Genomic DNA, 24,516 nt, shown 5'->3' with positions numbered 1-24,516 from the left:
GCTCTTTTGTCAATATTTTTTCTTGACATTCCCTTTGTTCCTTCTTTCTACTTTTATGATAAACTAGAAATAAAACTTTTGCGAATAAAAAAGCGGAGGAATCAAAATGAATGTCACTGGTATCATTGTGGAATATAATCCTTTTCATAACGGACACGCCCTGCACTTAAAGGCGGCGCGGGAAACAACCGATGCAGATGTCGTGATCGCTGTAATGAGTGGCTCGTTTGTGCAACGCGGCGAACCGGCGATCGTTCCAAAATGGGAACGCGCCCAAATGGCGATCGATGCGGGTGTGGATATCGTGATCGAACTGCCGGTCTTGGCAGCTACGCAGCAAGCCGCGGTTTTTGCGGAAAAGGCCGTTGAGCTACTTGCAGCAATGCGAGTCAACCACCTTTTCTTCGGAAGCGAACATGGCGACAGCGAAGCATTTGTTCAATTATCCGAACAGATGCTCAAGCAACATGACGAATTTGCACATACATTGCAACATTTGCTGCAGCGAAAGGAAACATCTTATCCAGTTGCTTTTGCAACGGCTCTCCGATCTGTTTTTTCAAACACGAGCATTGATGTCACTAAGCCGAATAATATCCTTGGCTTTCATTATGCGCTAGCGATCGCTAAGAATCAGTTTGCTATCCAGTTGCATACGATGCCACGCGCACATGCCGGTTTTCATGATCAAGCAATTACTCACCCCAGTATCGCTAGCGCTACGGCTATTCGTAGACTTTTGCTTGAACAAGGTTTAGAAGCAGCAAGCCATTATCTTCCCGCTACTACCAAAGCAATTTTAGCAGCCTATCACGGTCCTTTTATTTCGTGGGCGGATTATTACCCTTTCTTGCAATATCGCTTACTAACGGCAGAACCCGCAGAATTAGCCGCAAACAGACTTGTAAGTGAAGGCATTGAAAACCGATTCCAAGCAGCGGCTCAAAAAAGTTCGGATTTCGCTGCTTTCCTAAAATCCGTTCAGACGAAACGCTACAGCAATGCCAGAATCCAGCGGACTGCGCTGCATATCTTGCTTCATCACTTAAAAAGCGAGCACTATCAGCCTTATCTACGGATTCTCGGCATGTCTGCGGCTGGACGTAAATATATGACGACATGGAAAAAAGAAATTCCGCTGCCGATTGTTTCTACAGTTTCCAAGGCACCAGCCGAACTGCTGGAACTTGATTTACGGGCCACAGCTGTTTATACGCTACCAGTTGCTCTACAAGACTACCGGCAGGCAGATTTCACGCGGCCGCCTTATCTTACTTAACATTGTGTTTTAAATAGTTGAGCGCATCTTGAAAAGTTTTGACAGGGACGATCTTCATTTTAGAATGGATCGCCTTGGCTGTTTTTTTAGCTTCTGCATAGTTGCTGATCGCTCCCGGCTCTACTGCCAAAACAGCTTTTGTGATTTTATCATCTGGAGCAAAGAAAATACTTGCTCCGCTTTTATCGGCTGCGACGATCTTTTGATCAATGCCGCCGATCCTGCCGACATTTCCAGCCGGGTCGATCGTTCCTGTCCCGGCTATTTGTTTGCCCTTAGACAAGTCATTTGGTGAAAAACGGCTGTAAAGTTCTAACGTGAACATCAAGCCAGCGGAAGGTCCGCCGATTTTTTCTGAATCAATGTCAGCTTTTGGCGAGGCTTTCACTGTTTTATCGTCGACTAGCGTGATCCCGATTCCTGGAGTTCCTTTTTTGTCCAATGCTATCAGTTTGATGCGAACCGTTTTTGCTGCTTTTTTATCTCGTTTGTAAGTAAGCGAGACGGTAGCGCCGGTTTTCTTTGCTTTGACATATTTAATAAATGCCTCACTCGATTTGAATGCCTTCCCGTCGATCGCAGTAATTAGATCACCGGCCTTGATTTTTTTAGCAGCCGGTGTGTTGGTGCGGACACTGAGAACATAGATGCCTTGATAGTTGACTTGAAGCGGTCTTTTTGCCGCATGATAAGCCGCTTGGATCGCATTGTTTTTGGATTCGTTCATCATATACAGCTGTCTGACATTATACTCTGCATCGGTTTCGTTTTTATAACGAACATCGTCTACTTTTTCCAATTCATAATAGGGCATCATTTTAGCAAGCAGATACGTATAGGGATTCGCTTTCGCCATTGCCACTGTTACCAAGCTGAAAGACCCTTTCTTATGATCTGCTTTTCCAGAAACGGTAACAAGATCATTCAGCTTTTCGGTGCCGCCCGGTTTAGAAATATAATAGGGAACGGGGATAAAAAAGCCGATAATCAAGATAACTAAAATAATAATGACCGCTATTTTTGTTTTTTGTTTGCGCATACGCTTAGTCCTCTCTTGCTTTATCTAAATTTCGCCTGAATGGCTTCTTCTACTGCTTTCGGAACGAGTCCGCTGATATCGCCTTGGTACTTCGCAACTTCTTTGACGATACTGGAACTGAGGAAAGAATACTTGCTGTTTGTCATGACGAAGAAAGTTTCTACGTCTTCTTCCAATGTCCGGTTCATCGAAGCGATCTGCATTTCGTATTCAAAGTCGCTGACGGCACGAAGTCCGCGTACGATGGCCACTGCTCCCTTAGAGGCAGCATATTGGACAGTGAGGCCTTGCGCGCTCTCTACACGAACCTGCGGGATATGTGCCGTTACTTCCTTAATCAGTGCTAAACGTGTATCTAGATCAAAAAGCGGTTGTTTGGATGAATTAGCGAGCACCGAAACATATAGCACATCAAATACTTTGGCAGCTCGTTCAATAATATCCAAATGTCCATTAGTGATCGGGTCAAAACTCCCCGGAATGATCGCGATTTTTTCAGTCATTAGCGGTTTCCTCCTTATAGGAATAAATAGATAAGATCGTGATTCCGTAAGCTACCTCGCGAATCAAGCCACAGCTGGCAATCTGATCCGGCAGCATTTCTGCTTTTTCATGTTCTGCAACGATGACAGCCCCATCAGCTAGCAGTGCTTGTTCTTCTAACGTCCGGATGATCTTTTCCAAAGCATGCAGTTTATAAGGCGGATCGAGGAAAACTAGATCAAACTGCTTTTCCGACTGATGCAGAAGTCTGAGTGCCCGCTGCCAGTCATTGCGGTAAACGGATGCTTGTTTATCCAGACGGACGCTTTTTAAATTCGTTTGGATCGTTTTCACTGCACCGATCGCCTGATCGATAAAGACAGCTTCCCCTGCGCCGCGACTCAATGCTTCGATTCCTAATCCTCCGCTTCCGGCAAATAGATCTAATACTTTCTCTCCGTCGAAATAAGGACCGATAATGGAGAATAATGATTCTTTGATTTTATCGGTGGTCGGTCTGGTATCGTTGCCGGGAACGGCTTTCAACGCATGACCCTTTCTGTCGCCAGCGATAACTCTCATGTTTATCTACACCTTTCTATGGTTCATAAAAAGGAACTTAGGAAAAAACCTAAGCTCCCCTTTTTTATATACTGATCTGTACATCTTCCTGCCGTTTTTCTAAACCACTTTCTTTTTTGGATTCGTATTCGGTCTTTAAGAATGGCCGGTACGATTCTTCAATACGCTTCACATAGTGAAATCGTGAAAGTTTCTCCGTGATCTCAGGAATTCTGTCCATATCACAGTAAAGTACGGCATATTTCAGTTTACGTGATACATAATGTACATTCCCAAAGCGTTTCAATGACCGCACTTGCTTCAAGTGGCTCATCCAAATTACGATCGCTTGACGATCATTTTCCATTTCCTTCATCCCCTTTACCTCTCAGGATGATTATGCAGAGCAACCGCAACCGCCGCCTGAACCACAACCGCCCGTACTGCAAGCCGATTTTTGTTCAAAAAACGGATTGCCGGTAGGTACTTTGATGTTGTCAGAAACAGCACTTGCAAGAAGGATGCTGATCTCATCGAGCAAAGATTGAAGATCCATTTCTGCCCGGCGGAAAACAGCTACATTTTCATCCATATCTACTTCGCGCTTGAAGGCACGTGCTTTTCGCGTTACTTCTTTATGATCAGGATGATAGCGTCCGAAACGACTAACTTCCTCATATTGTTCTTTTATTTTGGTGAACTGTTTGATTCTTGCTTGTGTTTCTGGATTAGTCTGCAGCGCTTCTTTTGCTGCTTGATAGGCTTCCATTTCTTCAGAGCCGATTATCATCTGCGAAAGTTCATCTGCCGCATCTAATAATGCCAAGTTTTCCATTGTTGCAAGCAAAATTGCCACCTCCATCAGTTAAATTAAAAAGATATCCCCTATTATACCACGCTAGGCTGCTGATTGTCTTGCGTTTTATTTGGTCAGGAAATTCTGCGTATAGTACTTTTGAAAGGTGCCATTTCCTACTTCTTTGAAGGATTTATTGAGCAGATTTGCCCGGTGTCCTTCCGAGTTGAGCCAGCCTTCGACGACAGCACCGGCATCGATATAATTGAATGCGAGATTCTCACCGGCTTCTTTATACGGAATATTGGCCCGGGAGAAACGATCGGCAAGACTTCCATATTTAGGTGATTCATGATCAAAGTAATCATTGACTTTCATATCAACGCTGTGATTATAAGCAACGGTTGCCACTCGATCATTATAGAGAAGTGTCCCTACTCCATAACGGTCGCGAATAATGTTTGTGATTTCAAAAATCTGCTGATCTTCGGCAGCATCGATCTTCTTCCGTTTTTCTGGAGAAACGGTTTCAGTAAAGACATCGCCCTGATATGTCATTTCGTAGGGATGTAGTTTGATCAGCGCTAATTTATTTACATATCTAATGCTTACCAATTTAGATGTCATTCTATCAAAATTAAGTTGTGCGTATACCCCGCTGCCTAAGTTTACCAATGGATGGATATTCAAGTCTTCCTCGGAAAGCTCGAAGCGGTAATAATTATCTTGGTAATAGAAAGCCAGATCTGATTGCAGATTCGCATCGGTAAAGATTTTTTCAGCCGACATTCCGATTTTATAAGGTTCCAAATTCAAGTCGTTGCCAAGCGCATAGATGGTCTGTACTTTCTGATCTCGCACGCCTACCTGCATATAACCAGCATTTTTCGGATTGAAAATATAACTTTGATAGCCATATTCAGAAGGATCGATCCGTACCGGTTTGCCAAATTCTTTTTCTAGGCTGCTAACGTTTTTGTTAATGTATTTTGCTAAACTGGATTTCGAGACTAATTCTTTCTTCTCGTCTTTTGTTAGCTTTTTGTCTTTGAGGTGTTCATCTAACTTGACAGCTTTATCAGAAGGATTTTCATTGTTTACAGGCTTGCTAAAAAACAAATTCGTATTATAACCGATGAATAAGCAAATGGCTAATAATAGAATAACTTTAAGAATAAATTTCACTTTGACCCTCCCAGCTTGTATTTCTGCTATTCTTGGTTAGATACTATTATTGTAACGCAAATAAGCAGAGATTGGAATTGCGATATCTCCATTTTCCAATCAAAAAAGCATACCAGAAAGATCCGGCATGCTTTTTTTAGCTTTCTTATAAGAAAATCGCGATAACGACCATTGCAACGAACAAGATCGTCATGTAATTCAGTGAGTAGATAAACATCCATGTCGCCCATTTAGTGATGTCTTTCATTTTAAAACCATATAAGCCTAATGCGAGCCAACCTAGGTTCAAGACGGTTGCTAATACAACGTAAACAGGTCCTAACGCTGTCATAAAGAATGGCAATATAGTTAAAAATACTACCCAGATCAACATGCTGATCCGTGTGCGTTCAAAGCCTTTTACAACAGGAAGCATGGGGATGCCTGCTGCACGGTATTCTTCCACCCGGCGGATCGCAATTGCATAGAAATGCGGCGGCTGCCAGCAGAACATAACTAGAAACAGCATGATCGGTACCCAACTAAAATGTGGCGTCACGGCGTACCAGCCGATCAGTGGTGGTACTGCACCGGAAAAACTGCCGATAATCGTGTTGCTGACTAGGTGACGCTTTGCCCACATCGTATAAACAACAGCATACAAAAAGACTCCAGCAATTCCGATTACACCAGCTTGCCAAGTCGTCATAAACAGCAAGATCGTTCCGACGATCCCTAAAACGCTGGCAATGATCATGGCACGGCTGCCGCTGATTTTACCAGTCATTGTCGGCCGGTCTTTTGTACGCTCCATCGCGCCATCGATATCCCGATCATAGACATTGTTAAATGCGCCAGAAGCAGCGACGATAAGTGCTGATCCAATAATAGTAAAGATGACAATGTTCATATTTTGCATAAAAGAAATACCATTCAATTGAAAAGCTAACCACATTCCTGTGAAAGCTGTAATGGTATTCGAGTTGACGATTCCTATTTTCACTAATTCTGTAAAGTCGCGTACCGTGAAACGGCTGTTTACGGCCGTGCTATACGCTCTTTCTTTTTGACTCACAAGTCTTCCCCCTCAAAAAATGCAGATAGATATTCAGTGATTGCGAACTGATTGCATATCAACTACTATTATGTGAAATCATTCGCTCATTGTCAATCAATTGGCTTGTTTTTTTCCATTTTGTTCTCCTTTACTTCTATTTTAAAACAAGCTACAATTAAAATAATGTGTTTGTTACATTATTCATTTGTTCAGCAAGCATCCATCTTTAAAGGAGAGATAACTAACTGATGAGAAAATTCCTAAAGGTATGGTCGGTACTGACGATTTTATGTATGACATTCGTTGTGTTTGGCGGAGCGCTCGTAACAAAAACCGGTTCGGCTGATGGCTGCGGAAATACTTGGCCACTGTGTAATGGTCAATTTGTCCGCTTGACAGACGTCACCCCGCAAAAGATCATTGAGGTCATGCACCGAATGACGACAGGAGTCAGCACTATTTTTGTACTCGTTCTAGCAATCTGTTCTTGGATCTATATCAAAGACCGCCGCGAAGCAAAACCATTTGCTATCGTTGCAGTTCTTTTCTTGATTTTGCAGGCTTTCATGGGAGCTGCAGCCGTGATCTGGGGACAAAATCCTTATATTATGGCGCTCCACTTCGGTATCTCTGTGATCTGTTATGCCGCGATCGTGCTCTTGTGTCTGATGATCTTTGAAGTCGACCGCAAATTTGATGCCCGCAATCTCGTAATGGATACGAAATTACGAATCCATTTTTATTTAGTGACACTGTATACGTATATCACCATTTATACAGGTGCTTTGGTCCGTCATGAAAAAGCCAGTCTTGCCTTGCCAGTTTGGCCTTTCAAAAACGGCGGGATCGTATTTCCTTCTTCCGTACAGGATTACGTTCAATACCTACATCGCTTTGCCGCACTACTATTGATTATTTGGGTCTTCTATATTGCCTGGATCGTTTTCAGACATTATTCACATTATCGCGTGCTTACATTCAGCATGGGACTTGCAATCACTTTCGTAGTGCTTCAGGCAGCAACTGGTATATTAACCGTTTATACAGGTGTCAATCTTTATATTTCCTTATGCCACAGCTTGATCATTACATTGCTGTTCGCCTTATTTATTTACTTATGCATGCTTGCAACGCGAAGCAAACGCAATCGTTTGCGGATCCGCTGAACGTAAAAAAGCCCACTCCATCTCAGGAGTGGGCTTTTTGTTATTCCAAAACAAATTGATTATGATAAAGTTCTGCATAAAATCCTTTTTGCTTAAGTAGGCTTTCATGCGTTCCCTCTTCAATAATCTCGCCTTGATGTAAGACGGCGATATAATCTGCATCTAAAATCGTTTTCAACCGATGGGCGATCACAAAACTGGTCCGTCCAGAAATAACAGCATCCATGGCTTTTTGGATCTTACTTTCTGTTACTGTGTCCACATTACTTGTCGCTTCATCAAGGATCAGCAGACTTGGATTGGTCAAGATCGTGCGGGCAATGCTGATAAGCTGTTTCTGACCGACACTGAAAATACTATTTTCATCGCTGATTTGTGTGTCATATCCTTTTTCTTGCTGAATGATGAAGTCATGGATATTCGCTTGTTTGGCTGCAGAAATGACTTCTTCTTCCGTTGCTTCAGGTTTTCCGAAAGCGATGTTTTCCCGAATCGTACCTGAGAAAAGAACGGAGTCTTGAAGCACGATCCCTACCTGTTTGCGCAGCGCATGCAGTTCGATATCACGAATATCTTTTCCATCAAATAGAATCGCTCCGCCGTCAACGTTGTAAAAGCGATTGAGCAAATTCATGATCGTTGTTTTTCCGGAACCAGTCGGCCCGACGATCGCAACCATTTTCCCTTTATCAAGGGTCAAGTCGATGCCTTTCAATACGGGCGTTTCTTTATCATAACCGAAAGAGACGTTTTTCAATTCGACGCGTTCTTTAATTTCACCGATCGTGCCGACATTTTCCCGCTCTACTTCGTTTTGTTCTGCAAAAACTTCACTGACACGTCTTGCGCCTGTAATAGCGAGCTGCAGCATGTTGTATTGAGAAGAGATCTGGGTCAGTGGCATGTAGAACTGCTGCGAGTATTGTACGAACATTACTACTAAGCCAAGTGCGACTCCTCGTTCCAAACTGCCATTCAGCGCTAGGTAGCCACCGAAGAAAATGACGATCGCCGTATTCAAGAGAGAGATCCCCTGCATAACTGGGAATAACATCCCGGAATAAACTTGACCTTTATAAGTAGCATTTTTCACTTTTTCGTTGTGTTTCGTAAAGCCTGCAATCGTCTCTTCTTCCAGCCCGTTCGTAATCACGACTTTCTGCCCGGAGATCTTCTCATCGATATAGGCATTCAATTCGCCTAAACTGTCCTGTTGCAGATCCACATAGCGGCGTGCTTTGCGGATGATGAGTGCTGCGATCACAATCGCGAATGGCGCAGCGATAAGAGTGATCAGCGCCAACTTCACATTTTGATTGAACATCATGATGATGACTCCGATCATTAATGCAAAGTTAGAAAGCACTTGGACGATAGCTTGGTTTAATGTATTGGAAATATTATCCATATCACTTGTAAACCGGCTCAGCATTTCGCCATCACTATGCTTATCGAAGAAGCGGATCGACAGTTTCTCCATTTTGCGGAATAAACCGATCCGCATCCGGTTGGTCGATTTCCCTGCAACCCCAGTCATAACGATCGATTGGATAAATGTCGCCACGGAAGTAAGAACATAGAAAAGCAGTAGCATCCATAAGATATGATGGAACTCGCTTTTATCATCCACACCGGTTTGGAAAAGCTTCACGGCATAATTAGCCAGCTCTTGGATCGCTTTCCCAATATACTGCGGTGCTTTGACCTGCAGATAAGTGGCGCCGACTACGGCTATCAAAATGATAAACAGTTGTAGTTTATAAGCCCGAAGATAATACCAGAAAAAACGGCTGATCTGTTTAAATTCTTTCATTATTCTACCGCATCCTTTCCTTTTTGTGTGTCATAGATTTCTTGATAAACCGAGCTGGTTTCAAGCAATTCTTTATGACTGCCGACGCCGACAAGTTTTCCAGCATCAAGGACAAGGATTTTATCTGCATTGATAACGGAGGAGATTTTCTGTGCGATCACAAAAGTGGTTGTATCTTTCAATTCTCGGTTCAATGCCTCTTTTACTAGTTTTTCGGAGCGAGCATCCAAAGCACTGGTGCTGTCATCCAAGATCAAGATTTTCGGATTCCCGATCACACCACGTGAAATCGAAAGTCGCTGTTTTTGACCACCGGAGAAATTGGCGCCGCGCTCTTCGACAATGCCTTCATAGCGCTTATCTTGTCTTTCAATAAATTCTTTCGCCTGGGCGATTGTTGTCGCTTGTTCCATATCGCTGATGGAAGCATCTTTTTTACCATGGCGCAGATTATCGGAAATCGACCCGGAAAACAGGATCGCTCGTTGCAGGACGATCGATACCGTTTGACGTAATGTCTTTTTGCTGACCGTTTTTAAGTCTTTGCTGCCGATAAGCACTTCGCCTTCTGTCGGATCATAAAGACGCGGAATCATTTGAGCGAGTGTTGATTTCCCAGCGCCTGTCGCACCAACGATCCCGATCATCTCACCGCTTTCTGCTTTAAAGGAAATGTGTGAAAGTGCATCTTGATCGTCATTCTCATAACGGAAGCTGACATCACGGAATTCCACACTTCCCGGTAGTACTTCATCCTTGGCATTTTCGTCGTATTTGATATCTGCTTCTGTGTTCAGGATCTCATTGATACGTCCTAATGAAATAAAGGCACGTGAAGCAAACATTGTCATCATACCACCGATAATGATCGCCATCATGATTTGCATCAGATAATTCATAAAAGAGGCGATCGCACCGATTACTTCCGGATCACTTTTTACCATGTCCCCAACAAAATAGATCGAAACGACGATCGCTAAATTGGAAACGAGCATAAATGCCGGAATCATGACCGAGAACAATGTTCCGACAATGATCGTATGCCGGGTCAATTTGTCACTGGTATTCGTGAATTGCTTGATTTGATTATCTTCTTGGACAAAGGATTTGACGACCCGCATTCCCGCTAGATTTTCTTTCGCGATCGCATTGACACGATCAAGAAAATGCTGGATCTTGGCGAAGTGTTTCCCCATTGCCCCGAATGTTCCCATAACAATAAGAACCACAAGCACTACTAATAAAATAATGACCCACCAGAGGGCAGGTAATGTTATGAGCGCCAAAACAAAACTCCCGATAAACATGACCGGGATCCTAGTCAGTGTTTGCAGACTCATCATCACGAGATTTTGGATCTGCGTAATATCATTGGTTTGCCGTACGACCAGATTTCCTGTTGAAAAGCGCTCGATGTTGCTGAACGAAAATGTCTGGATTCTGCGGAAACTGCTCTCACGAAGGTCCGCACCGACCCCTTGTGCTACTTTAGCAGAAATAATTGTGTTTAAAATACCTGCGATCAGACCGACAACTGCTACGATGATAAGCACGATCCCTATCGACGTAATACGGTCCATCTTATCTTTCATGATCGCATCAAGAACTTGCTGCAACAATTTTGGCTGCCACAATTGCGAGATGACCATGATAGTTACAAATAAGATGGATAAAATGGTCTGCAATCGGTATTTTTTCAAGTGCTGAAATAAAATCTGCATGTATGTATTCCTCCTCACATAAAGTCAAACGAACACTTATACTACTTTATCCAATTAAATAAGTCAAGCAGATACAGACTAAATCAGTCTTGCGCCGTATCAGGAGTTGTTATTTTTCTTTTATACCCGTTTTTACAAATAAAAACTTCTTTCAGGTAAACAAAGCATGTCGCTTTGTCATCTAAAAGAAGTCTCACTTAAAAAATTATTTTCTTTTGCTCACAATCGCGATGATACTGATGACGATCGCGATCACGCTTGCTGCCAATGTGATCCATATAAGCCATGAATTGTTATCAGCTGGCGCAGCCGTTTCTGTAGCCTTTTTCTGTGTCAATGTTTTCCCGTGACTGTCGGCCGCCGTGCCGTTATCTACATCTTTTACGATCTTCGTGATAGCATGCGGAGTATCTGCATCTGCTCCGCCAGTCCATTCCACGATCGAACCATCTTGATAATATTGATAGGCGTTCCATGGAATCGATGTTTCTTTATCCGGGTTCTTAGCACTGAATGTGAAGCGCATAAATTGTCCCGCCTTGATTCCGCCGTTTTGGGCCTGCCATGTGATTGTCTTTGCTTGTTTGGAAAATGTCGTTTTCCAGCCTGCCACCGGTTCATACGAACTGAATGACACTCCCGCCGGAAGCTTGACCACTACTTTCGTTGTATTGCTGTCCTTTTCAACTGGAACTTTGACTGTGTAAGTTTCATAAGCGCCTGTCGCACTTGTAGCCGGCAGGACTGTTACGTGCGCACTAGCAACTATTGGCAAACCGATGATCAATCCTACCATCAAGATAAAACCTAATACGTGTTTTTTCATTTATTATTTCTCCTTTTATTGAGTGATCGAAAAAGTAAATGTCTGATCGACATTTTGAAAATCTTTCGTCAGTGCGTGAACTTTTATTTCCCAATTTCCTGTTTGGTTTAAGTAAAGACCGCTAGCTGTGTAAAACGACTTTTCCCTTTTAGCTTGAAAAGTAACTTGCTGTTTCGTCTTTTTATTCACAGCAGTCAGTGAAACTTGCTGGAAGTCTGTGCGCGTAGAACCATCATTTTTTAAAAAGCTGACCACAAATTGATTTTCGCCTACTACTTTTGGCAATACTTGCAAATTGATTTTCGTCGTTGATGCTTTCGCCACGATTGTTTGATTGAATGCTTCCGGCGCGGCAGGCGGCGGTGTTTGCGTGTTAGTCAAAAACCCAGCGACGATCAATACCGCGATGCCGATCCCATACTCGACTATGATCGTTTTAAGCGGAAGCTGTTTGTTCGCCATATGGATAAGTAGATAATGTGCTAAACCGATTCCTCCCATTAATAGGAACAGACCGATCTTTATCACGATCAGCAGCCCATAAGTGGTGTGAAATAAATTGCCGATGCCGCCAAGATCCATGACCGCTAGCAATAAGCCGCTCATCAATATTCCGGCAACGCCAATAACGCCAATTGGAGAAAAACGCTCCCACTTCTCTTTTTTAGCAGGGTATTTCCATAAGGCGATCAGCATAACGAGCATCAATCCCACCCAACTGCTTGCTGCTGCAAGATGCAAGAAATTTGCTGCGATCGCGACGACTTTGTCAGAAGCAGCCGCCGAATGCCCCATCATTGCTTTTATTATTAGCAGTCCAGTTAGTAAAATCGCTTCTAGAATCATAACTAGATAGCGTTTCCGCATTTTTTGCACATATACTGCTCCCCCGAGGAGCACCCACAAGACCAACTGGATCAACAAAAGATGACCAGTCGCGTTATTCCAAAAAATTTCTTGTGCAGAGCGCCAATCAAGCTGCCCGGCAATGATCAGAAGTTGGATCGGGATATTCAAAAGAAGTGCTACACCCGTAAACAGCCAAGCGCCTATATGCAGTCGATGCCATGCACGGCGTACCTCGTCCGGCATTTCCTCTTCCTTCCGAAAAATCCAGAAAGCAAAAAGGAGTGTGCCCGCAAACAAAGAAAACCCTATGTACAAAATAATTTTCTGCAAGGAGCTTACGACCGTCTGACTAGTATTACTTCCCGTGTCTGCTTGCTGAAATGCTTGATCTGTTTTCCCGAGTTTAAAAGCGATCTGTCCTTGTACAGGATGCCCATCTGCTGAAACAACGCGCCAACTCGCTGTGTATACGTCCGGCTTTAGATTTGACTTTAAACCAACTTCCACCACATGATCGTTTTCTTTGCTGACACGCGTTTTCCCAACAGAAACTTTTTTCCCGTCTGAACCCGTCACTTGAATACTAGGAAAATCTGCTTGGATCATTTCATCAAAAACAAGCCGTACTTGCTTTGGTGCCTTTTGAATATGGGATTGGTCTTTTGGATTAGAATTCTGCAAATAGGCATGCGCAGAAGCATTTATGGGGATGATCATCCCTAAACTGATAATTGCCAGTATGCAAATAAAGAAGGCTTTCCTTAATTTCATGATACGCTCTTTCCTACTTTCCTTTTTTCTTCTTCCTTAAAAATAGCATGACTTCTCATAGATGAAAAGAATTTGCTTCTTTTTTCATGATTTATTTCTTTCCTAACTTTGTAAATTCCTTTATACTTATAAGCATTAGGGGGTGAGATAATGAAAAACTTTATCGCAGAGTTTAAAACTTTTGCACTTCGGGGAAACGTCCTTGACTTAGCCGTTGGGGTCGTTATTGGAGCAGCTTTTGGTAAAATCGTCAGTTCATTAGTAGATAACATTATTATGCCGTTAGTGGGATTGATCTTAGGTGGTCTTGACTTCTCTAAGCTATCTTTCACAGTGGGTGATGCTGTTATAAAATATGGTGCCTTTATTCAGTCCATCGTGGATTTTGTCATCATTGCTTTTGCAATCTTCCTCTTTATCAAATTGATCAATACGCTCTCTCGCAAAAAAACGGAGGAGCCAGAACCGGAACCAACCGTTTCCGAGCAATACTTAGAAGAGATCCGCAATTTACTTAGAAATCAAAATCAGCAATAACATGGTTGTAGAAGCCTCTGGACAGACATCGTTCAGAGGTTTTCATTATTTAAATAAGGAGGAAAAAAATGATCCAGCTCAAAACAGAACGCTGCTTGATCCGCCCTTTTCAGCAAAGTGACATGGCGCGTTTTATCAGTTATCGAAATAACGACGTATGGATGCAGCATCAAGGATTCAAAGGGTTGACCCAATCCGAATATGAGCAAGCGCTTTTAAAGCCTGCTGATTTAAAAACCGGAGTGCAGTTGGCTATTATTTCCCAAAAAGCGGATAGATTGATTGGCGACCTGTACTTGCAGACGGAAGGAAAATCGGTTTGGCTGGGTTATACGATCCATCCCGATCATGCGAGACAAGGCTATGCATCAGAAGCCGTGCTAGGGGCAATGGATTATTTAGCTACCCAAGGTTTCGAGACGATCAAAGCCAGGATCGCCGAAGACAATACAGCTTCTATTGAATTGATCAAGAAGCTAGGGTACCGTTTTTTAGAAATAGAAGATGGCGAAGCGATTTACCTATATGCGCTTCGCCAAGTGGGACAATAAAATCTCCACCGTATTAAAATGACTATTGATGATCCAGGTGTAGCGCCTTTTTGTATCCTTTCTCAAGATATAACATTCTATGATACGTGTACAAATACAAAATATTCTGATAAAATACAAAAAAAAGAGGTGAGCAAATTGAAAAACGCATTATTAAGGAAAAAAAGTATTGTAGATATGCAGAACAATCATCAAAGTTCGTTAAGAAAAGAATTAAAAACATTTGATTTAACGATGTTGGGAATTGGAGCGATCATCGGAACGGGGATCTTTGTTTTGACAGGGACTGGCGCACTAACAGCTGGGCCGGGACTTATTATTTCTTTTATTATTGCAGCATTGGCTTGTGGATTTGCTGCCCTATGCTATGCCGAATTTGCCTCCATGGTCCCTGCATCCGGCTCTGCTTATACGTATTCTTACGCTACTCTCGGAGAATTGGTAGCCTTCATTATCGGCTGGGATCTGCTACTCGAATATTTACTGGCAGTTAGTACCGTTTCCGTCGGCTGGTCTGGTTATTTCCAATCTTTACTAGCGGGCTTTGGTATCCATTTGCCGCATGCTTTGACAGCCGCACCTGGAGCAACGCCTGAAGGGGGCACTTATTTTAACCTCCCTGCTTTTATCATTGTTATTTTAGTTACCACATTGATCTCAATTGGTGTTCGGGAAACGAAACGCGTGAATAATATTATGGTAGTAGTCAAAGTAGCCGTCGTCCTATTATTTATCGTTGTTGCGATCTTCTATGTAAAACCTTCTAATTGGACACCGTTCTTGCCATTTGGTTTTAGCGGCGTCTTTACCGCAGCAGCGACAGTTTTCTTTGCCTTTATCGGTTTTGATGCCATTGCTTCCAGTGCAGAAGAAACGGTCAACCCGTCAAAAACACTTCCGAAAGGGATCTTGATATCACTAGGAATATGTACGGTTTTATACGTGGTGGTCACTGGTATCATGACAGGAGTCGTTCCATACAAAAACTTCGCTCCCTACATTGATCACCCCGTGTCCGCTGTCTTAAAAATTGCCGGTCAAAATTGGATTTCTGGGATCATCGATGTTGGTGCGATTCTCGGAATGACAACAGTTATGATCGTCATGCTTTATGGCCAAACAAGAATCACTTTTGCAATGTCGCGAGATGGCTTAGTCCCACCGATTTTTTCAAAAGTAAGCAAAAAATACAATACACCATTCATCGCCACTTGGGTATTCGGCCTCATCGCCGCGATTTTAGGTTCGCTTATTCCATTAGATGAGTTGGCAGAACTCGTTAATATCGGAACACTAAGCGCATTCGTACTTGTCTCTTTCTCCATCTTGGTACTTCGCAAGACACAGCCGGATCTTCCGCGAGCATTCCGCACACCGCTCGTTCCACTCGTGCCTATTTTGGCAATTGGTTTCTGTCTGTTCTTGATCATTAATCTAAACCCGCTGACATGGGAACGTTTTGCGATTTGGCTAGTTGTTGGATTGGCACTTTATTTCCTTTACTCTAGGAAACATTCGAAATTGAATGAGAAATGATAAATAAAAAAGCGGTCGTTGTGGCCGCTTTTTTTTGGTGTTAGGTTATTTGTAAGTTTTTCTTAGATCATGCCGCTCGTTTATTATGCTATTTATGGGCTTTTACATATTTTCGTTTCCCTTTTAAACCAACTTATCTAGCTGTTGAAAGCAAAACAATGTTCCGTTACATTTCATAGAATTCTTTTAGATTAGTGGGCAAAATTGAAAACTATTATAATATAAGGAACTGAAATAATCCTAACTATTCCAGCGAGGTTCGTTTACCAATATAGCTCTTCTCTTCTATCAGTAATAGTTTTACCTTCAATTTCCCCACGTGTAAATAGTTCCTCCGCTGTTTCAAACCGTTGCGTATAAGAATCCTTTGACCTGGTAAGCAAAAAACTTCTAGGCTCTCCGTATAAGCGACTTATCCACCATTCATTATCATGAAAATAAAAAGAAATCTCTTCTTCATTCTCTTCGATACCTTTTTTAAATTCTACCCAATTTATTTTTTCCATCTTTATCACTCTCCTAGCACCCTTTTCCAGGTTTTAATTTACCAGTTTCCTTATCTTTATGCCAATTAAAAAGCACTGACTACGGAAACAAAAAAAGCGGTCATAAAGACCGCTTTAAACATTGGTATTAAGCTATTCGCAAGGTTTCCCTTACATCATTCCGCCCATGCCGCCCATGCCCATATCAGGTGCTGCAGCTGGTGCGTTTTCTTCTGGTTGGTCGGCAACTACGGCTTCTGTTGTAAGCAGTAGTGCTGCTACGGAAGAAGCGTTTTGTAAAGCAGAACGAGTAACTTTAGTAGGATCCACGATACCAGCGTCAATCATGTTTACCCATTCGCCGTTTGCAGCGTTGAAGCCAACGCCAACTTTTTCATTTTTCAAACGTTCTACAATAACAGAGCCTTCTAGACCAGCATTGTGTGCGATTTGACGAACTGGTTCTTCTAAAGAACGAAGAACGATCTTGATACCAGTCGCTTCGTCGCCTGTTGCTTCTAGTTCTGCTACTTTATTGTACACATTGACAAGGGCTGTACCACCACCGGATACAATACCTTCTTCAACGGCAGCACGAGTAGAGTTTAACGCATCTTCAATACGAAGTTTACGTTCTTTCAATTCTGTTTCAGTTGCTGCTCCGACTTTAACTACTGCAACTCCGCCAGCAAGTTTTGCTAAACGTTCTTGTAGTTTTTCTTTGTCGAATTCAGAAGTTGTTTCTTCCATTTGCGCACGGATTTGGTTAACACGTGCTTCGATTTGAGCAGATTCGCCAGCGCCTTCGACAACGGTTGTGTCGTCTTTCGTTACGACTACTTTGCTAGCTGTTCCCAATTGGTCGATAGTTGCTGTTTTAAGATCTAATCCTAGGTCTTCGGTGATTACTTGACCGCCTGTAAGGATCGCCAAGTCTTCCAGCATTGCTTTACGACGATCGCCGAATCCTGGTGCTTTCACTGCTACGACGTTGAATGTACCGCGAAGTTTGTTTAACACAAGTGTTGCTTGTGCTTCGCCTTCCACGTCTTCCGCAACGATCAATAACGGACGGTTTTGTTGTACCACTTGTTCTAGTAATGGTAGGATCTCTTGGATGTTGTTTACCTTTTTATCAGTGATCAAGATATATGGTTTTTCTAGTTCTGCGATCATTTTGTCAGAATCTGTTACCATGTAAGGGCTTGTGTAGCCGCGGTCGAATTGCATTCCTTCAACTACATCTAATTCTGTCGCAAAGCCTTTGGATTCCTCGATCGTGATGACGCCGTCGTTACCAACGCGTTCCATCGCTTCTGCAATCAATTTACCTACTTCTTCATCTCCAGAAGAAATCGCAGCGACTTGAGCGATCGATTCTTTCCCTTCGATCGGTTTAGAGATTGTTTTTAGTTCTTCGATTGCTGCTGCAACTGCTCGTTCAATCCCGCGGCGGATACCGACAGGGTTAGCACCAGCTGTTACATTTTTCAATCCTTCTTGGATCATTGCTTGAGCAAGAACTGTTGCTGTTGTCGTACCGTCTCCGGCTACGTCATTCGTTTTGGAAGCAACTTCAGAAACTAATTTTGCTCCCATATTTTCAAATTCATCTTCTAATTCGATTTCTTTTGCGATCGTCACACCATCATTTGTGATAAGTGGAGAACCGAATTTTTTGCCTAAAACAACGTTACGACCTTTTGGTCCAAGTGTTACTTTTACTGCGTTCGCTAATTGATCCACACCGCGTAGCATGGAACGACGAGCGTCTTCGCTGAATTTAATATCTTTTGCCATTTTATTATTCCCTCCATTTTATCTTAGATTAAACAATTGCTAAAATATCGTCCTCGCGGATAATCAAATAATCTTTGCCGTCATACGTTACTTCTGTACCAGAATACTTAGAGAAGATAATGCGATCATTTACTGCTACCTCTAGTTCTTGTTTAGTTCCGTTTTCTAGTACTTTGCCATTTCCTACTGCGATTACTTTGCCCTCTTGTGGCTTTTCCTTTGCTGAATCCGGCAACACGATACCGCTTGCAGTTTTTTCTTCTGCTTCAAGTACTTCAATAACGACACGATCTCCTAATGGTCTTAACAATGTAAATAACCTCCTCATAGTGATAGTTTCTATTTTTAGCACTCTAACGTTTTGAGTGCTAACACAATATTATAATAGTCAAAAATGGTAAGGAATGCAAGCAAAAACTACTAAAAAAATTTTTGGCGTTTTTTTATAATTGCTTGTTGTACCAATAATTAGTACAATAAAACGTAATAGTTCTTGAATATTTAAGTTTAGCTAGAAGGAAGCGATTTTTTGTCTAAAAGATATTTTTGGGTTTTAGTGGTTTATGTAATTAATTTTTTATCCGGCATTGTCGGTATCCCGATCGTACACGGGCTGGTTCTTCATTTCACCACGTTAGCGGGTAAGCAAGCTTTCAACCAAAGTGTTGTCATCTGGAATATTGTGGCGAATCTGATCACATTATTTGTCATCTGGCTGCTACTTCGCAAACAACCGGCAACTGATAAAGTACTTCGAGGAACCAAGGCAAGCGTTGGTATGAGCGTAGTTTGGGCTGTATCAGGCGTTCTGATGCTCTTTGCCGGACAAGTAGTTGCCGGTTTGATCACGCAGTTGTTTATGGATACCCCTGCTGGCTCGGCAAATACGGAAATGCTGACATCTTTGACGAAACAGGCACCAGTCTTATTTGTGTTTATCACACTTATTGCGCCGGTCATTGAAGAAATCGTTTTTCGGAAAGTATTATTCGGTGGTCTCACCAATTGGATGAATATCCATGTGGCAGCGGTAATCAGCTCTTTGTTTTTCGCCCTTGGGCATGGTGACCTTCCATTTCTGCTGGTTTACTTTTCCATCGGTTTGATTCTTTGTTTCCTATATACGAAAACAAAGCGGATCACTGTCACCATTTTTGCGCATATGATCATGAATGCGATCGTTCTACTATTTTCTTTAGGTGGTGTTTCCTAAGTTATGAATGCAAATAAATCGATTTTCCAGGGATTGCTTTATATCGTTCTCGGCATTGTATTTGTGGTCTTTGCTGTGGAACAGGTAAATGATAGCGGCTGGACGATTCTCGCTTATGTCATCATGGCGATGGCAGCCATTGATTTTGTCACTGGTGCACGGTTTATCTTCATCGCCTTATTCAATCGTAAAAAATAAAAAAACTGCCGGAAAAGTATTTTGCTTTCCGGCAGTTTTTATTTACTTATTTATTTTGCGGATAATTTTCCAAGAAGTAAATAAGTGTTTGTAATTCTGTCGTTAGATCAATGTGATGGACACGAACGTGTTTTGGTACACTGATACGAGCTGGTGTAAAGTTCAAGATCCCCTTTACATCTGCTTCTAACAATTTATCCACTGTGGCTTGCGCTTCGCTTGACGGTACTGTCAAAATCACGACCTCCACATTGTTTTCGCGTAATGTTTCTTCCATATCATTTAAATGATAAATTGGTATATCTTGTTGGATCGTGCCTACTTTATCAGCATCGACATCAAAAGCAGCGGCGATCTTGATATTATTGTTTTTCATGAAGTTGTAATGCAGGAGCGCCATTCCTAAGTTCCCTACTCCAATGATAGCAACGTTAGTTTGTTTATCTTGACTTAGCGTTTTGCTGAAGAAATCGAGGATATACGCTACATTATAGCCATAGCCTTTCTTTCCAAGTGCTCCAAAATAGGAGAAATCACGACGAATGGTTGCAGAATCTACTTTCACTGCCTCACTTAATTCAGCAGATGATACGCGCTCTTTACCAGACTCATGTAGATATTTTAAATAACGATGATATAATGGCAAGCGTTTTGCTGTTGCTTGTGGAATTTTTGTATTTTCCTCCATCTTAACTTTTCCCTTCTTCCTTGAAAATTTTGCTAATTGAACCGAAGCACTTCTTAAAGATCTGCAGATAACTGCTCTCATTTTCACATGCTTGCTTTTATACTATAAACATTTCACAAAGAATGCACAAACTTTTTGCTCATAATTTTTCAAAAAACTAACAAAAAGCCGTTAGACATCATTTTACCATAAAAATTCACAAAAGAAATCACAAATTTTCACAAAAATATAATACGTGAAAAGAATTTTGATAGTCGCACGTTGCCTTTGCTAATTCTTTGAGCTAAACTAAAAGTAGTAAGTTAGAGGAGAGAAATCATGATTTTATTACAAGTACAGCAAATCAGCAAATATTTCGGGGCAGAAATGATCCTAGATAATATAAAATTAGAAGTAAAAACAAATGATCGAATTGCATTAGTCGGCCGCAATGGTGCTGGGAAATCCACCCTGCTAAAAATCATCGCTGGCGAACTGAGTTATGACGGGGGGACGATCTCCAAACCAAAACAGGTGAAGATCGGTTATTTGGCACAAAGCACACCCCTAGAATCAGAACGAACGATCTGGGCAGAGATGCTCACCGTTTTTACTGAGTTACAGCAAATGGAACGACAGCTGCGCGAGATCGAATTGAAAATCGCCGATCCGGAGATTATTTCCAACGAAGCGCAATTCCAATCGCTTTTGAAGCAATATGATGAACTGCAGCATAACTTCAAAGAACAAGGCGGTTATCAATACGAAGCCGATATCCGTTCGATTCTGCATGGTTTCCGCTTTTATGAAGCAGATTATGAGAAACCGATCCAATCCCTGAGCGGTGGTCAAAAAACACGGCTTTCCCTAGCGAAATTGTTGCTTTCCAAGCAAGATATCCTTATTCTCGATGAACCGACCAACCATTTGGACATCGATACGCTGACATGGCTGGAAAACTATCTGCAAAATTATCAGGGCGCGTTGGTCATCGTTTCGCATGACCGTTATTTCTTAGATAAAGTCGTCAACCAAGTTTATGAGATCAGTCGCACGAAAATCGACCGTTTTGTCGGCAACTACAGCCAGTTCTTGGTTCAAAAACAAGCCAAGCTCGAAAAAGAATGGAAAGAATTCGATATGCAACAAAAGAAAATCGCGAAACTCGAAGATTTCGTTGCTCGCAATATCGTCCGCGCTTCCACGACAAAACGCGCGCAAAGCAGAAGAAAACAATTAGAAAAACTCGACCGGATCGATCGGCCAGAAGGCAGTGAGAAATCGGCACATTTTGGTTTCCATTTTTCCAAACCTACTGGAAAAGATGTGTTATCAACATACGATCTGGCGATTGGGTATCAAAAAGAGCAACCGATCGCTCAGCATATCCAGTTTGAAGTCAAACGTCCCGACAGTGTGGCGATCGTCGGTCCCAATGGTATCGGCAAAACCACCCTTTTAAAAACGTTGATCGAAAAGTTGCCACCATTATACGGCGACTTTGAATTTGGTTCCGGCGTTCAGATTGGCTATTACGATCAAGAACAAACCAATCTTTCCTCCAATAAAACTGTGCTCCAAGAATTATGGGACGATTTCCCCGATATGACCGAACAAGCTGTTCGGACATGCTTAGGCAATTTTCTATTTTCTGAGGAAGACTGCAGCAAGCTGGTCTATAGCCTAAGCGGCGGGGAGAAAGCACGGCTGGCATTATCGAAGCTGACGCTACTTGGTGCTAATGTGTTGATCTTAGATGAACCGACCAACCACCTGGATATCGATAGCAAGGAAGTATTGGAAGCTGCACTGATCCAATTTGAGGGAACGATTTTATTCGTTTCGCATGACCGCTATTTTATCAACCGAATCGCTTCGAAAGTATTGGAAATGGCTCCTGATGGCGCGACGACATATTTAGGCGATTATGATTATTACTTGCAAAAACTAGCCGAGGCAGAGGAGATCGCCCGCTTAGATGCCGAGGAAGCAGCGAAACAAAACCCGTCTGCCCCGCTTCCTACTAGCAGCAGTCCAGCCAAAAATAGCTATCAGCAAGATAAAGAGCAGCAGAAGCAACGGCGGAAATTAGAGCGGCGCTTAACAGAGATCGAAAAAGAATTGGAAAAAACGGAAGCCCAAATTTCCGAATTGGAAAGCTTGCTTACAGAACCTACTGTTTATCAAGACCACGAAAAAGCATATGAGGTCAACACGCAATTAGAAAAGCAGAAACGAGCAGCAGAAAAATGGATGGAAGAATGGGAAGAAGTTAGTGAACATCTGGAATAGAGAATGGAAAAAAGAGCGATTATCTCGCTCTTTTTTTCCATTTATTGTCGCTTTAAGGCGGTTCTCCCAGCTCTTCTATGAGAACCTAGTCCAATCGTCAAGCTCCATTGCATATAATTTGCTGGTATCTATTTGTTGATTCTTAACCTTCGAATGAAGCAATGATTTCTGCTGTTGTTCGGATTTTCCCCATTCTAGGAAAAATATAATTTTTCACATGATCGTGCTCTTCCTGAGTAAAACCGGACATCGCATCAATACTGAAAACTTGATTATATCCAAGCATAAACGCTTCTCTTGCTGTTGTATCCACCCCTAGACCTGTTGCGATACCTGCTAACACGATTGTATCGATTCCGCGTCTACGCAACTGCAGATCCAAGTCTGTTCCAAAGAATGCTCCCCACTGCTTTTTCACTATCAGATGATCCGTTTCCTGTACATTTAACTCCGGAACGATCTCATCCCACTGCTCAGGAAGATTCAATTGTGGGGCCTCCCGATCTAATAATGGAGCTGGCATGTCTTTCATATCTTTACTTGATACATGGACAAGTACAACAAATGCACCTGCTTTGCGAAATTTATCCGTCAATTGCGCTGCCTTTGCCACCACGTCTTCAGCTGAATTCGGAGCATAATTGTTTCCCAGCCATTTTTGCAGATCAATAATTACTAACGCCGTTTTTTTAGGATCTAATCCATTTCCCATTTTAAAGACCTCTCTTTTACGATTTATTTGACTTGATGTTTTATATATTGTACTATAAGTCAAAACAAGTCAAGTGGAAGGAATTAAAATGATGAAAATTCTTAAAGAAGATGTAATCAACACAGCAGAGCTGCTTTTCAAAAAACATGGATATTTAGACGTCACTATCCAAGATATTGCTGATACGTATGGAGTAGCGAAAGGCTCGATCTATAAATTTTTTTCGTCAAAAGAAGCACTTTTTAGTGAAGTATTTGATCGCTGTCAAAACGAATATTTTGCGGAAACCGAGAAACTATATGAACAAGCTCATTCCACAACTCGAATCAGATTCTTACAGCAAATCGTCTTTCGCTTTCAGTATTTTTCAACATACCAAAATATTTTAGTAGCATTTACAGAGCTGCCCATTCAACAGGATGATACCTTTGAAACATTGCGTAAAAGAGTAAGAGCCAGATTGATCGAATGGCACCGCAAGTGCTTAATGGATTTTTATGGCGATAAACTCACTCATAACCGCTATGATCTGATCTTTATATATCGCGCGATTTTGAAAGAATATTTATCTTGGGTGATAGAAGCGGAAACCCTTGTTTCTCTGGAAGACATAGCTGAAATCATCATCAGCAAAATGGACGTCCTGGTGGAAGATAGTTATCAGAACACCTCACAGTCTATTATCAGCTCGGAAAATTATACTTCCTATATTCGCGGAACAAAGACTATGGATGAACAAGCTATGATTACTCGATTATTGACTAGCATGGAAGCAGCGATTGCCGAATTGCAGTTACAAGATGAAATGTCAGCAACCCTTACAAGTCTCTTAAATACGTTAAAAAGTGAATTGATAGATAAACCGGTAGACAACAAGCCGCTGCTGCAAGCAATCTTATTTTATTTAAAACAGGAAAAAACTTTGATGAGTAGTGTCATTCAATTGAAGAATATTCTCTTTACAGAAGATGCAAGCGCAAAATAGTTAACAAAAAAACAG

The 24,516-nt window shown here is 42.0% G+C and carries 25 protein-coding genes; 9 read left to right on the top strand and 16 right to left on the bottom strand.

The window, feature by feature from the left end; all coding sequences use genetic code 11:
• Positions 1–106: 106 nt before the first annotated feature.
• Positions 107–1,279 (top strand): nucleotidyltransferase, encoded by a 1,173-nt coding sequence (locus EL241_RS03900; RefSeq protein WP_036104621.1) that lies wholly within the window; start codon positions 107–109, stop codon positions 1,277–1,279.
• On the opposite strand, the gene EL241_RS03895 is transcribed toward EL241_RS03900, so the two are convergent.
• From EL241_RS03895 to cyoE, 7 genes are all read right to left on the bottom strand, one after another.
• Positions 1,272–2,318, bottom strand: coding sequence for a SepM family pheromone-processing serine protease (locus tag EL241_RS03895; protein ID WP_126320365.1), 1,047 nt, complete (start codon positions 2,316–2,318; stop codon positions 1,272–1,274). The two genes, EL241_RS03900 and EL241_RS03895, sit on opposite strands and share 8 nt — an antisense overlap.
• Positions 2,319–2,338: 20 nt before the next feature.
• Positions 2,339–2,821: a pantetheine-phosphate adenylyltransferase gene (coaD, locus tag EL241_RS03890; protein WP_003758213.1), complete on the bottom strand. Its 483-nt coding sequence runs from the start codon at positions 2,819–2,821 to the stop codon at positions 2,339–2,341.
• Complete coding sequence (rsmD, locus tag EL241_RS03885; RefSeq protein WP_036104625.1) at positions 2,814–3,383, bottom strand: 16S rRNA (guanine(966)-N(2))-methyltransferase RsmD; 570 nt, start codon at positions 3,381–3,383, stop codon at positions 2,814–2,816. The genes coaD and rsmD overlap by 8 nt, the downstream gene beginning before the upstream one ends.
• A gap of 64 nt (positions 3,384–3,447) precedes the next feature.
• The gene (locus EL241_RS03880; RefSeq protein ID WP_036104632.1) at positions 3,448–3,729 is read right to left on the bottom strand and encodes a DUF2129 domain-containing protein; all 282 of its coding nucleotides are present in this window, start codon (positions 3,727–3,729) and stop codon (positions 3,448–3,450) included.
• Positions 3,730–3,759: 30 nt separating this feature from the next.
• The gene (locus tag EL241_RS03875; RefSeq protein ID WP_036104633.1) at positions 3,760–4,209 is read right to left on the bottom strand and encodes a YlbF/YmcA family competence regulator; all 450 of its coding nucleotides are present in this window, start codon (positions 4,207–4,209) and stop codon (positions 3,760–3,762) included.
• A 75-nt stretch (positions 4,210–4,284) separates the two neighbouring features.
• Positions 4,285–5,343: a CAP domain-containing protein gene (locus EL241_RS03870; RefSeq protein ID WP_036104634.1), complete on the bottom strand. Its 1,059-nt coding sequence runs from the start codon at positions 5,341–5,343 to the stop codon at positions 4,285–4,287.
• Between the two features lie 145 nt (positions 5,344–5,488).
• Complete coding sequence (gene cyoE / locus EL241_RS03865; RefSeq protein WP_036104635.1) at positions 5,489–6,397, bottom strand: heme o synthase; 909 nt, start codon at positions 6,395–6,397, stop codon at positions 5,489–5,491.
• A gap of 230 nt (positions 6,398–6,627) precedes the next feature.
• On the opposite strand from cyoE, the gene EL241_RS03860 reads away from it, so the two are divergent.
• Positions 6,628–7,545, top strand: a complete 918-nt coding sequence (locus tag EL241_RS03860) for a COX15/CtaA family protein (protein ID WP_036104638.1) — start codon at positions 6,628–6,630, stop codon at positions 7,543–7,545.
• Between the two features lie 40 nt (positions 7,546–7,585).
• Here the strand turns inward: EL241_RS03860 and EL241_RS03855 are convergent, their stop codons facing one another.
• From EL241_RS03855 to EL241_RS03840, 4 genes are all read right to left on the bottom strand, one after another.
• Positions 7,586–9,358, bottom strand: a complete 1,773-nt coding sequence (locus EL241_RS03855; protein WP_003758202.1) for an ABC transporter ATP-binding protein — start codon at positions 9,356–9,358, stop codon at positions 7,586–7,588.
• Positions 9,358–11,079, bottom strand: coding sequence for an ABC transporter ATP-binding protein (locus EL241_RS03850; RefSeq protein ID WP_036104639.1), 1,722 nt, complete (start codon positions 11,077–11,079; stop codon positions 9,358–9,360). Before EL241_RS03850 ends, EL241_RS03855 begins: the two co-directional genes overlap by 1 nt.
• 205 nt (positions 11,080–11,284) lie before the next feature.
• Positions 11,285–11,905, bottom strand: a complete 621-nt coding sequence (locus EL241_RS03845) for a YcnI family copper-binding membrane protein (protein ID WP_003758198.1) — start codon at positions 11,903–11,905, stop codon at positions 11,285–11,287.
• 15 nt (positions 11,906–11,920) lie between these two features.
• Positions 11,921–13,525 (bottom strand): copper resistance CopC/CopD family protein, encoded by a 1,605-nt coding sequence (locus EL241_RS03840; protein ID WP_036104640.1) that lies wholly within the window; start codon positions 13,523–13,525, stop codon positions 11,921–11,923.
• Between the two features lie 150 nt (positions 13,526–13,675).
• On the opposite strand from EL241_RS03840, the gene mscL reads away from it, so the two are divergent.
• The 3 genes from mscL to EL241_RS03825 all read left to right on the top strand — a co-directional run bounded on the left by mscL (position 13,676) and on the right by EL241_RS03825 (position 16,149).
• Entirely contained in the window at positions 13,676–14,062 is a 387-nt protein-coding gene (gene mscL, locus EL241_RS03835) for a large conductance mechanosensitive channel protein MscL (RefSeq protein WP_036104643.1), read from the top strand.
• Between the two features lie 68 nt (positions 14,063–14,130).
• A complete protein-coding gene (locus EL241_RS03830; RefSeq protein ID WP_052009103.1) occupies positions 14,131–14,613 on the top strand; it encodes a GNAT family N-acetyltransferase in 483 nt (160 codons plus the stop codon).
• 177 nt (positions 14,614–14,790) lie between these two features.
• Positions 14,791–16,149, top strand: coding sequence for a branched-chain amino acid transporter BcaP (locus EL241_RS03825; RefSeq protein WP_036104743.1), 1,359 nt, complete (start codon positions 14,791–14,793; stop codon positions 16,147–16,149).
• 263 nt (positions 16,150–16,412) lie between these two features.
• Here EL241_RS03825 and EL241_RS03820 read toward each other — a convergent pair whose 3' ends face one another.
• From EL241_RS03820 to groES, 3 genes are all read right to left on the bottom strand, one after another.
• Positions 16,413–16,655, bottom strand: coding sequence for a hypothetical protein (locus EL241_RS03820; RefSeq protein WP_003758188.1), 243 nt, complete (start codon positions 16,653–16,655; stop codon positions 16,413–16,415).
• Between the two features lie 150 nt (positions 16,656–16,805).
• Positions 16,806–18,434 carry a chaperonin GroEL gene (gene groL, locus EL241_RS03815; RefSeq protein WP_003758171.1) on the bottom strand — a complete coding sequence of 543 codons (1,629 nt, stop codon included), beginning with the start codon at positions 18,432–18,434 and terminating at the stop codon, positions 16,806–16,808.
• 28 nt (positions 18,435–18,462) lie between these two features.
• Positions 18,463–18,744, bottom strand: a complete 282-nt coding sequence (gene groES / locus EL241_RS03810) for a co-chaperone GroES (protein WP_036104647.1) — start codon at positions 18,742–18,744, stop codon at positions 18,463–18,465.
• Between the two features lie 219 nt (positions 18,745–18,963).
• Here groES and EL241_RS03805 point away from each other — a divergent pair, with 219 nt between their 5' ends.
• Together EL241_RS03805 and EL241_RS03800 are read left to right on the top strand one after the other, a co-directional pair.
• On the top strand, positions 18,964–19,647 hold the full coding sequence (locus tag EL241_RS03805; protein ID WP_036104649.1) for a CPBP family intramembrane glutamic endopeptidase: 684 nt from the start codon (positions 18,964–18,966) through the stop codon (positions 19,645–19,647).
• 3 nt (positions 19,648–19,650) lie between these two features.
• Positions 19,651–19,845: a YdiK family protein gene (locus tag EL241_RS03800; protein WP_003758166.1), complete on the top strand. Its 195-nt coding sequence runs from the start codon at positions 19,651–19,653 to the stop codon at positions 19,843–19,845.
• 46 nt (positions 19,846–19,891) lie between these two features.
• Here the strand turns inward: EL241_RS03800 and EL241_RS03795 are convergent, their stop codons facing one another.
• Positions 19,892–20,533: a redox-sensing transcriptional repressor Rex gene (locus EL241_RS03795; protein WP_036104659.1), complete on the bottom strand. Its 642-nt coding sequence runs from the start codon at positions 20,531–20,533 to the stop codon at positions 19,892–19,894.
• Between the two features lie 318 nt (positions 20,534–20,851).
• Here EL241_RS03795 and EL241_RS03790 point away from each other — a divergent pair, with 318 nt between their 5' ends.
• Positions 20,852–22,804, top strand: coding sequence for an ABC-F family ATP-binding cassette domain-containing protein (locus EL241_RS03790; protein ID WP_036104662.1), 1,953 nt, complete (start codon positions 20,852–20,854; stop codon positions 22,802–22,804).
• A gap of 142 nt (positions 22,805–22,946) precedes the next feature.
• Here the strand turns inward: EL241_RS03790 and EL241_RS03785 are convergent, their stop codons facing one another.
• Positions 22,947–23,516 carry an isochorismatase family protein gene (locus tag EL241_RS03785; protein WP_036104665.1) on the bottom strand — a complete coding sequence of 190 codons (570 nt, stop codon included), beginning with the start codon at positions 23,514–23,516 and terminating at the stop codon, positions 22,947–22,949.
• Positions 23,517–23,604: 88 nt separating this feature from the next.
• Between EL241_RS03785 and EL241_RS03780 the strand changes: the two genes are divergently transcribed.
• Entirely contained in the window at positions 23,605–24,501 is an 897-nt protein-coding gene (locus EL241_RS03780) for a TetR/AcrR family transcriptional regulator (protein WP_126320364.1), read from the top strand.
• Positions 24,502–24,516 lie beyond the last annotated feature (15 nt).

Source organism: Listeria grayi, from assembly GCF_900638015.1.
In the GTDB taxonomy this organism is placed as follows: Bacteria; Bacillota; Bacilli; order Lactobacillales; family Listeriaceae; genus Listeria; species Listeria grayi.
The sequence above is the reverse complement of the archived record's forward strand: the minus strand, read 5'-3'. Positions and strand labels throughout refer to the sequence as shown.

Excerpts from the sequence above, each read along its gene's own strand:
- EL241_RS03830 (WP_052009103.1), top strand. The coding sequence starts at position 14,131 with ATGATCCAGCTCAAAACAGAACGCTGCTTGATCCGCCCTTTTCAGCAA.
- EL241_RS03900 (WP_036104621.1), top strand. The coding sequence starts at position 107 with ATGAATGTCACTGGTATCATTGTGGAATATAATCCTTTTCATAACGGA.
- EL241_RS03840 (WP_036104640.1), bottom strand. The coding sequence starts at position 13,525 with ATGAAATTAAGGAAAGCCTTCTTTATTTGCATACTGGCAATTATCAGT.
- EL241_RS03880 (WP_036104632.1), bottom strand. The coding sequence starts at position 3,729 with ATGGAAAATGATCGTCAAGCGATCGTAATTTGGATGAGCCACTTGAAG.
- EL241_RS03860 (WP_036104638.1), top strand. The coding sequence starts at position 6,628 with ATGAGAAAATTCCTAAAGGTATGGTCGGTACTGACGATTTTATGTATG.
- EL241_RS03895 (WP_126320365.1), bottom strand. The coding sequence starts at position 2,318 with ATGCGCAAACAAAAAACAAAAATAGCGGTCATTATTATTTTAGTTATC.
- coaD (WP_003758213.1), bottom strand. The coding sequence starts at position 2,821 with ATGACTGAAAAAATCGCGATCATTCCGGGGAGTTTTGACCCGATCACT.
- EL241_RS03785 (WP_036104665.1), bottom strand. The coding sequence starts at position 23,516 with ATGGGAAATGGATTAGATCCTAAAAAAACGGCGTTAGTAATTATTGAT.
- EL241_RS03850 (WP_036104639.1), bottom strand. The coding sequence starts at position 11,079 with ATGCAGATTTTATTTCAGCACTTGAAAAAATACCGATTGCAGACCATT.
- groL (WP_003758171.1), bottom strand. The coding sequence starts at position 18,434 with ATGGCAAAAGATATTAAATTCAGCGAAGACGCTCGTCGTTCCATGCTA.
- EL241_RS03800 (WP_003758166.1), top strand. The coding sequence starts at position 19,651 with ATGAATGCAAATAAATCGATTTTCCAGGGATTGCTTTATATCGTTCTC.
- EL241_RS03795 (WP_036104659.1), bottom strand. The coding sequence starts at position 20,533 with ATGGAGGAAAATACAAAAATTCCACAAGCAACAGCAAAACGCTTGCCA.
- EL241_RS03790 (WP_036104662.1), top strand. The coding sequence starts at position 20,852 with ATGATTTTATTACAAGTACAGCAAATCAGCAAATATTTCGGGGCAGAA.
- mscL (WP_036104643.1), top strand. The coding sequence starts at position 13,676 with ATGAAAAACTTTATCGCAGAGTTTAAAACTTTTGCACTTCGGGGAAAC.
- EL241_RS03820 (WP_003758188.1), bottom strand. The coding sequence starts at position 16,655 with ATGGAAAAAATAAATTGGGTAGAATTTAAAAAAGGTATCGAAGAGAAT.
- EL241_RS03825 (WP_036104743.1), top strand. The coding sequence starts at position 14,791 with ATGCAGAACAATCATCAAAGTTCGTTAAGAAAAGAATTAAAAACATTT.
- rsmD (WP_036104625.1), bottom strand. The coding sequence starts at position 3,383 with ATGAGAGTTATCGCTGGCGACAGAAAGGGTCATGCGTTGAAAGCCGTT.
- EL241_RS03780 (WP_126320364.1), top strand. The coding sequence starts at position 23,605 with ATGATGAAAATTCTTAAAGAAGATGTAATCAACACAGCAGAGCTGCTT.
- EL241_RS03845 (WP_003758198.1), bottom strand. The coding sequence starts at position 11,905 with ATGAAAAAACACGTATTAGGTTTTATCTTGATGGTAGGATTGATCATC.
- EL241_RS03855 (WP_003758202.1), bottom strand. The coding sequence starts at position 9,358 with ATGAAAGAATTTAAACAGATCAGCCGTTTTTTCTGGTATTATCTTCGG.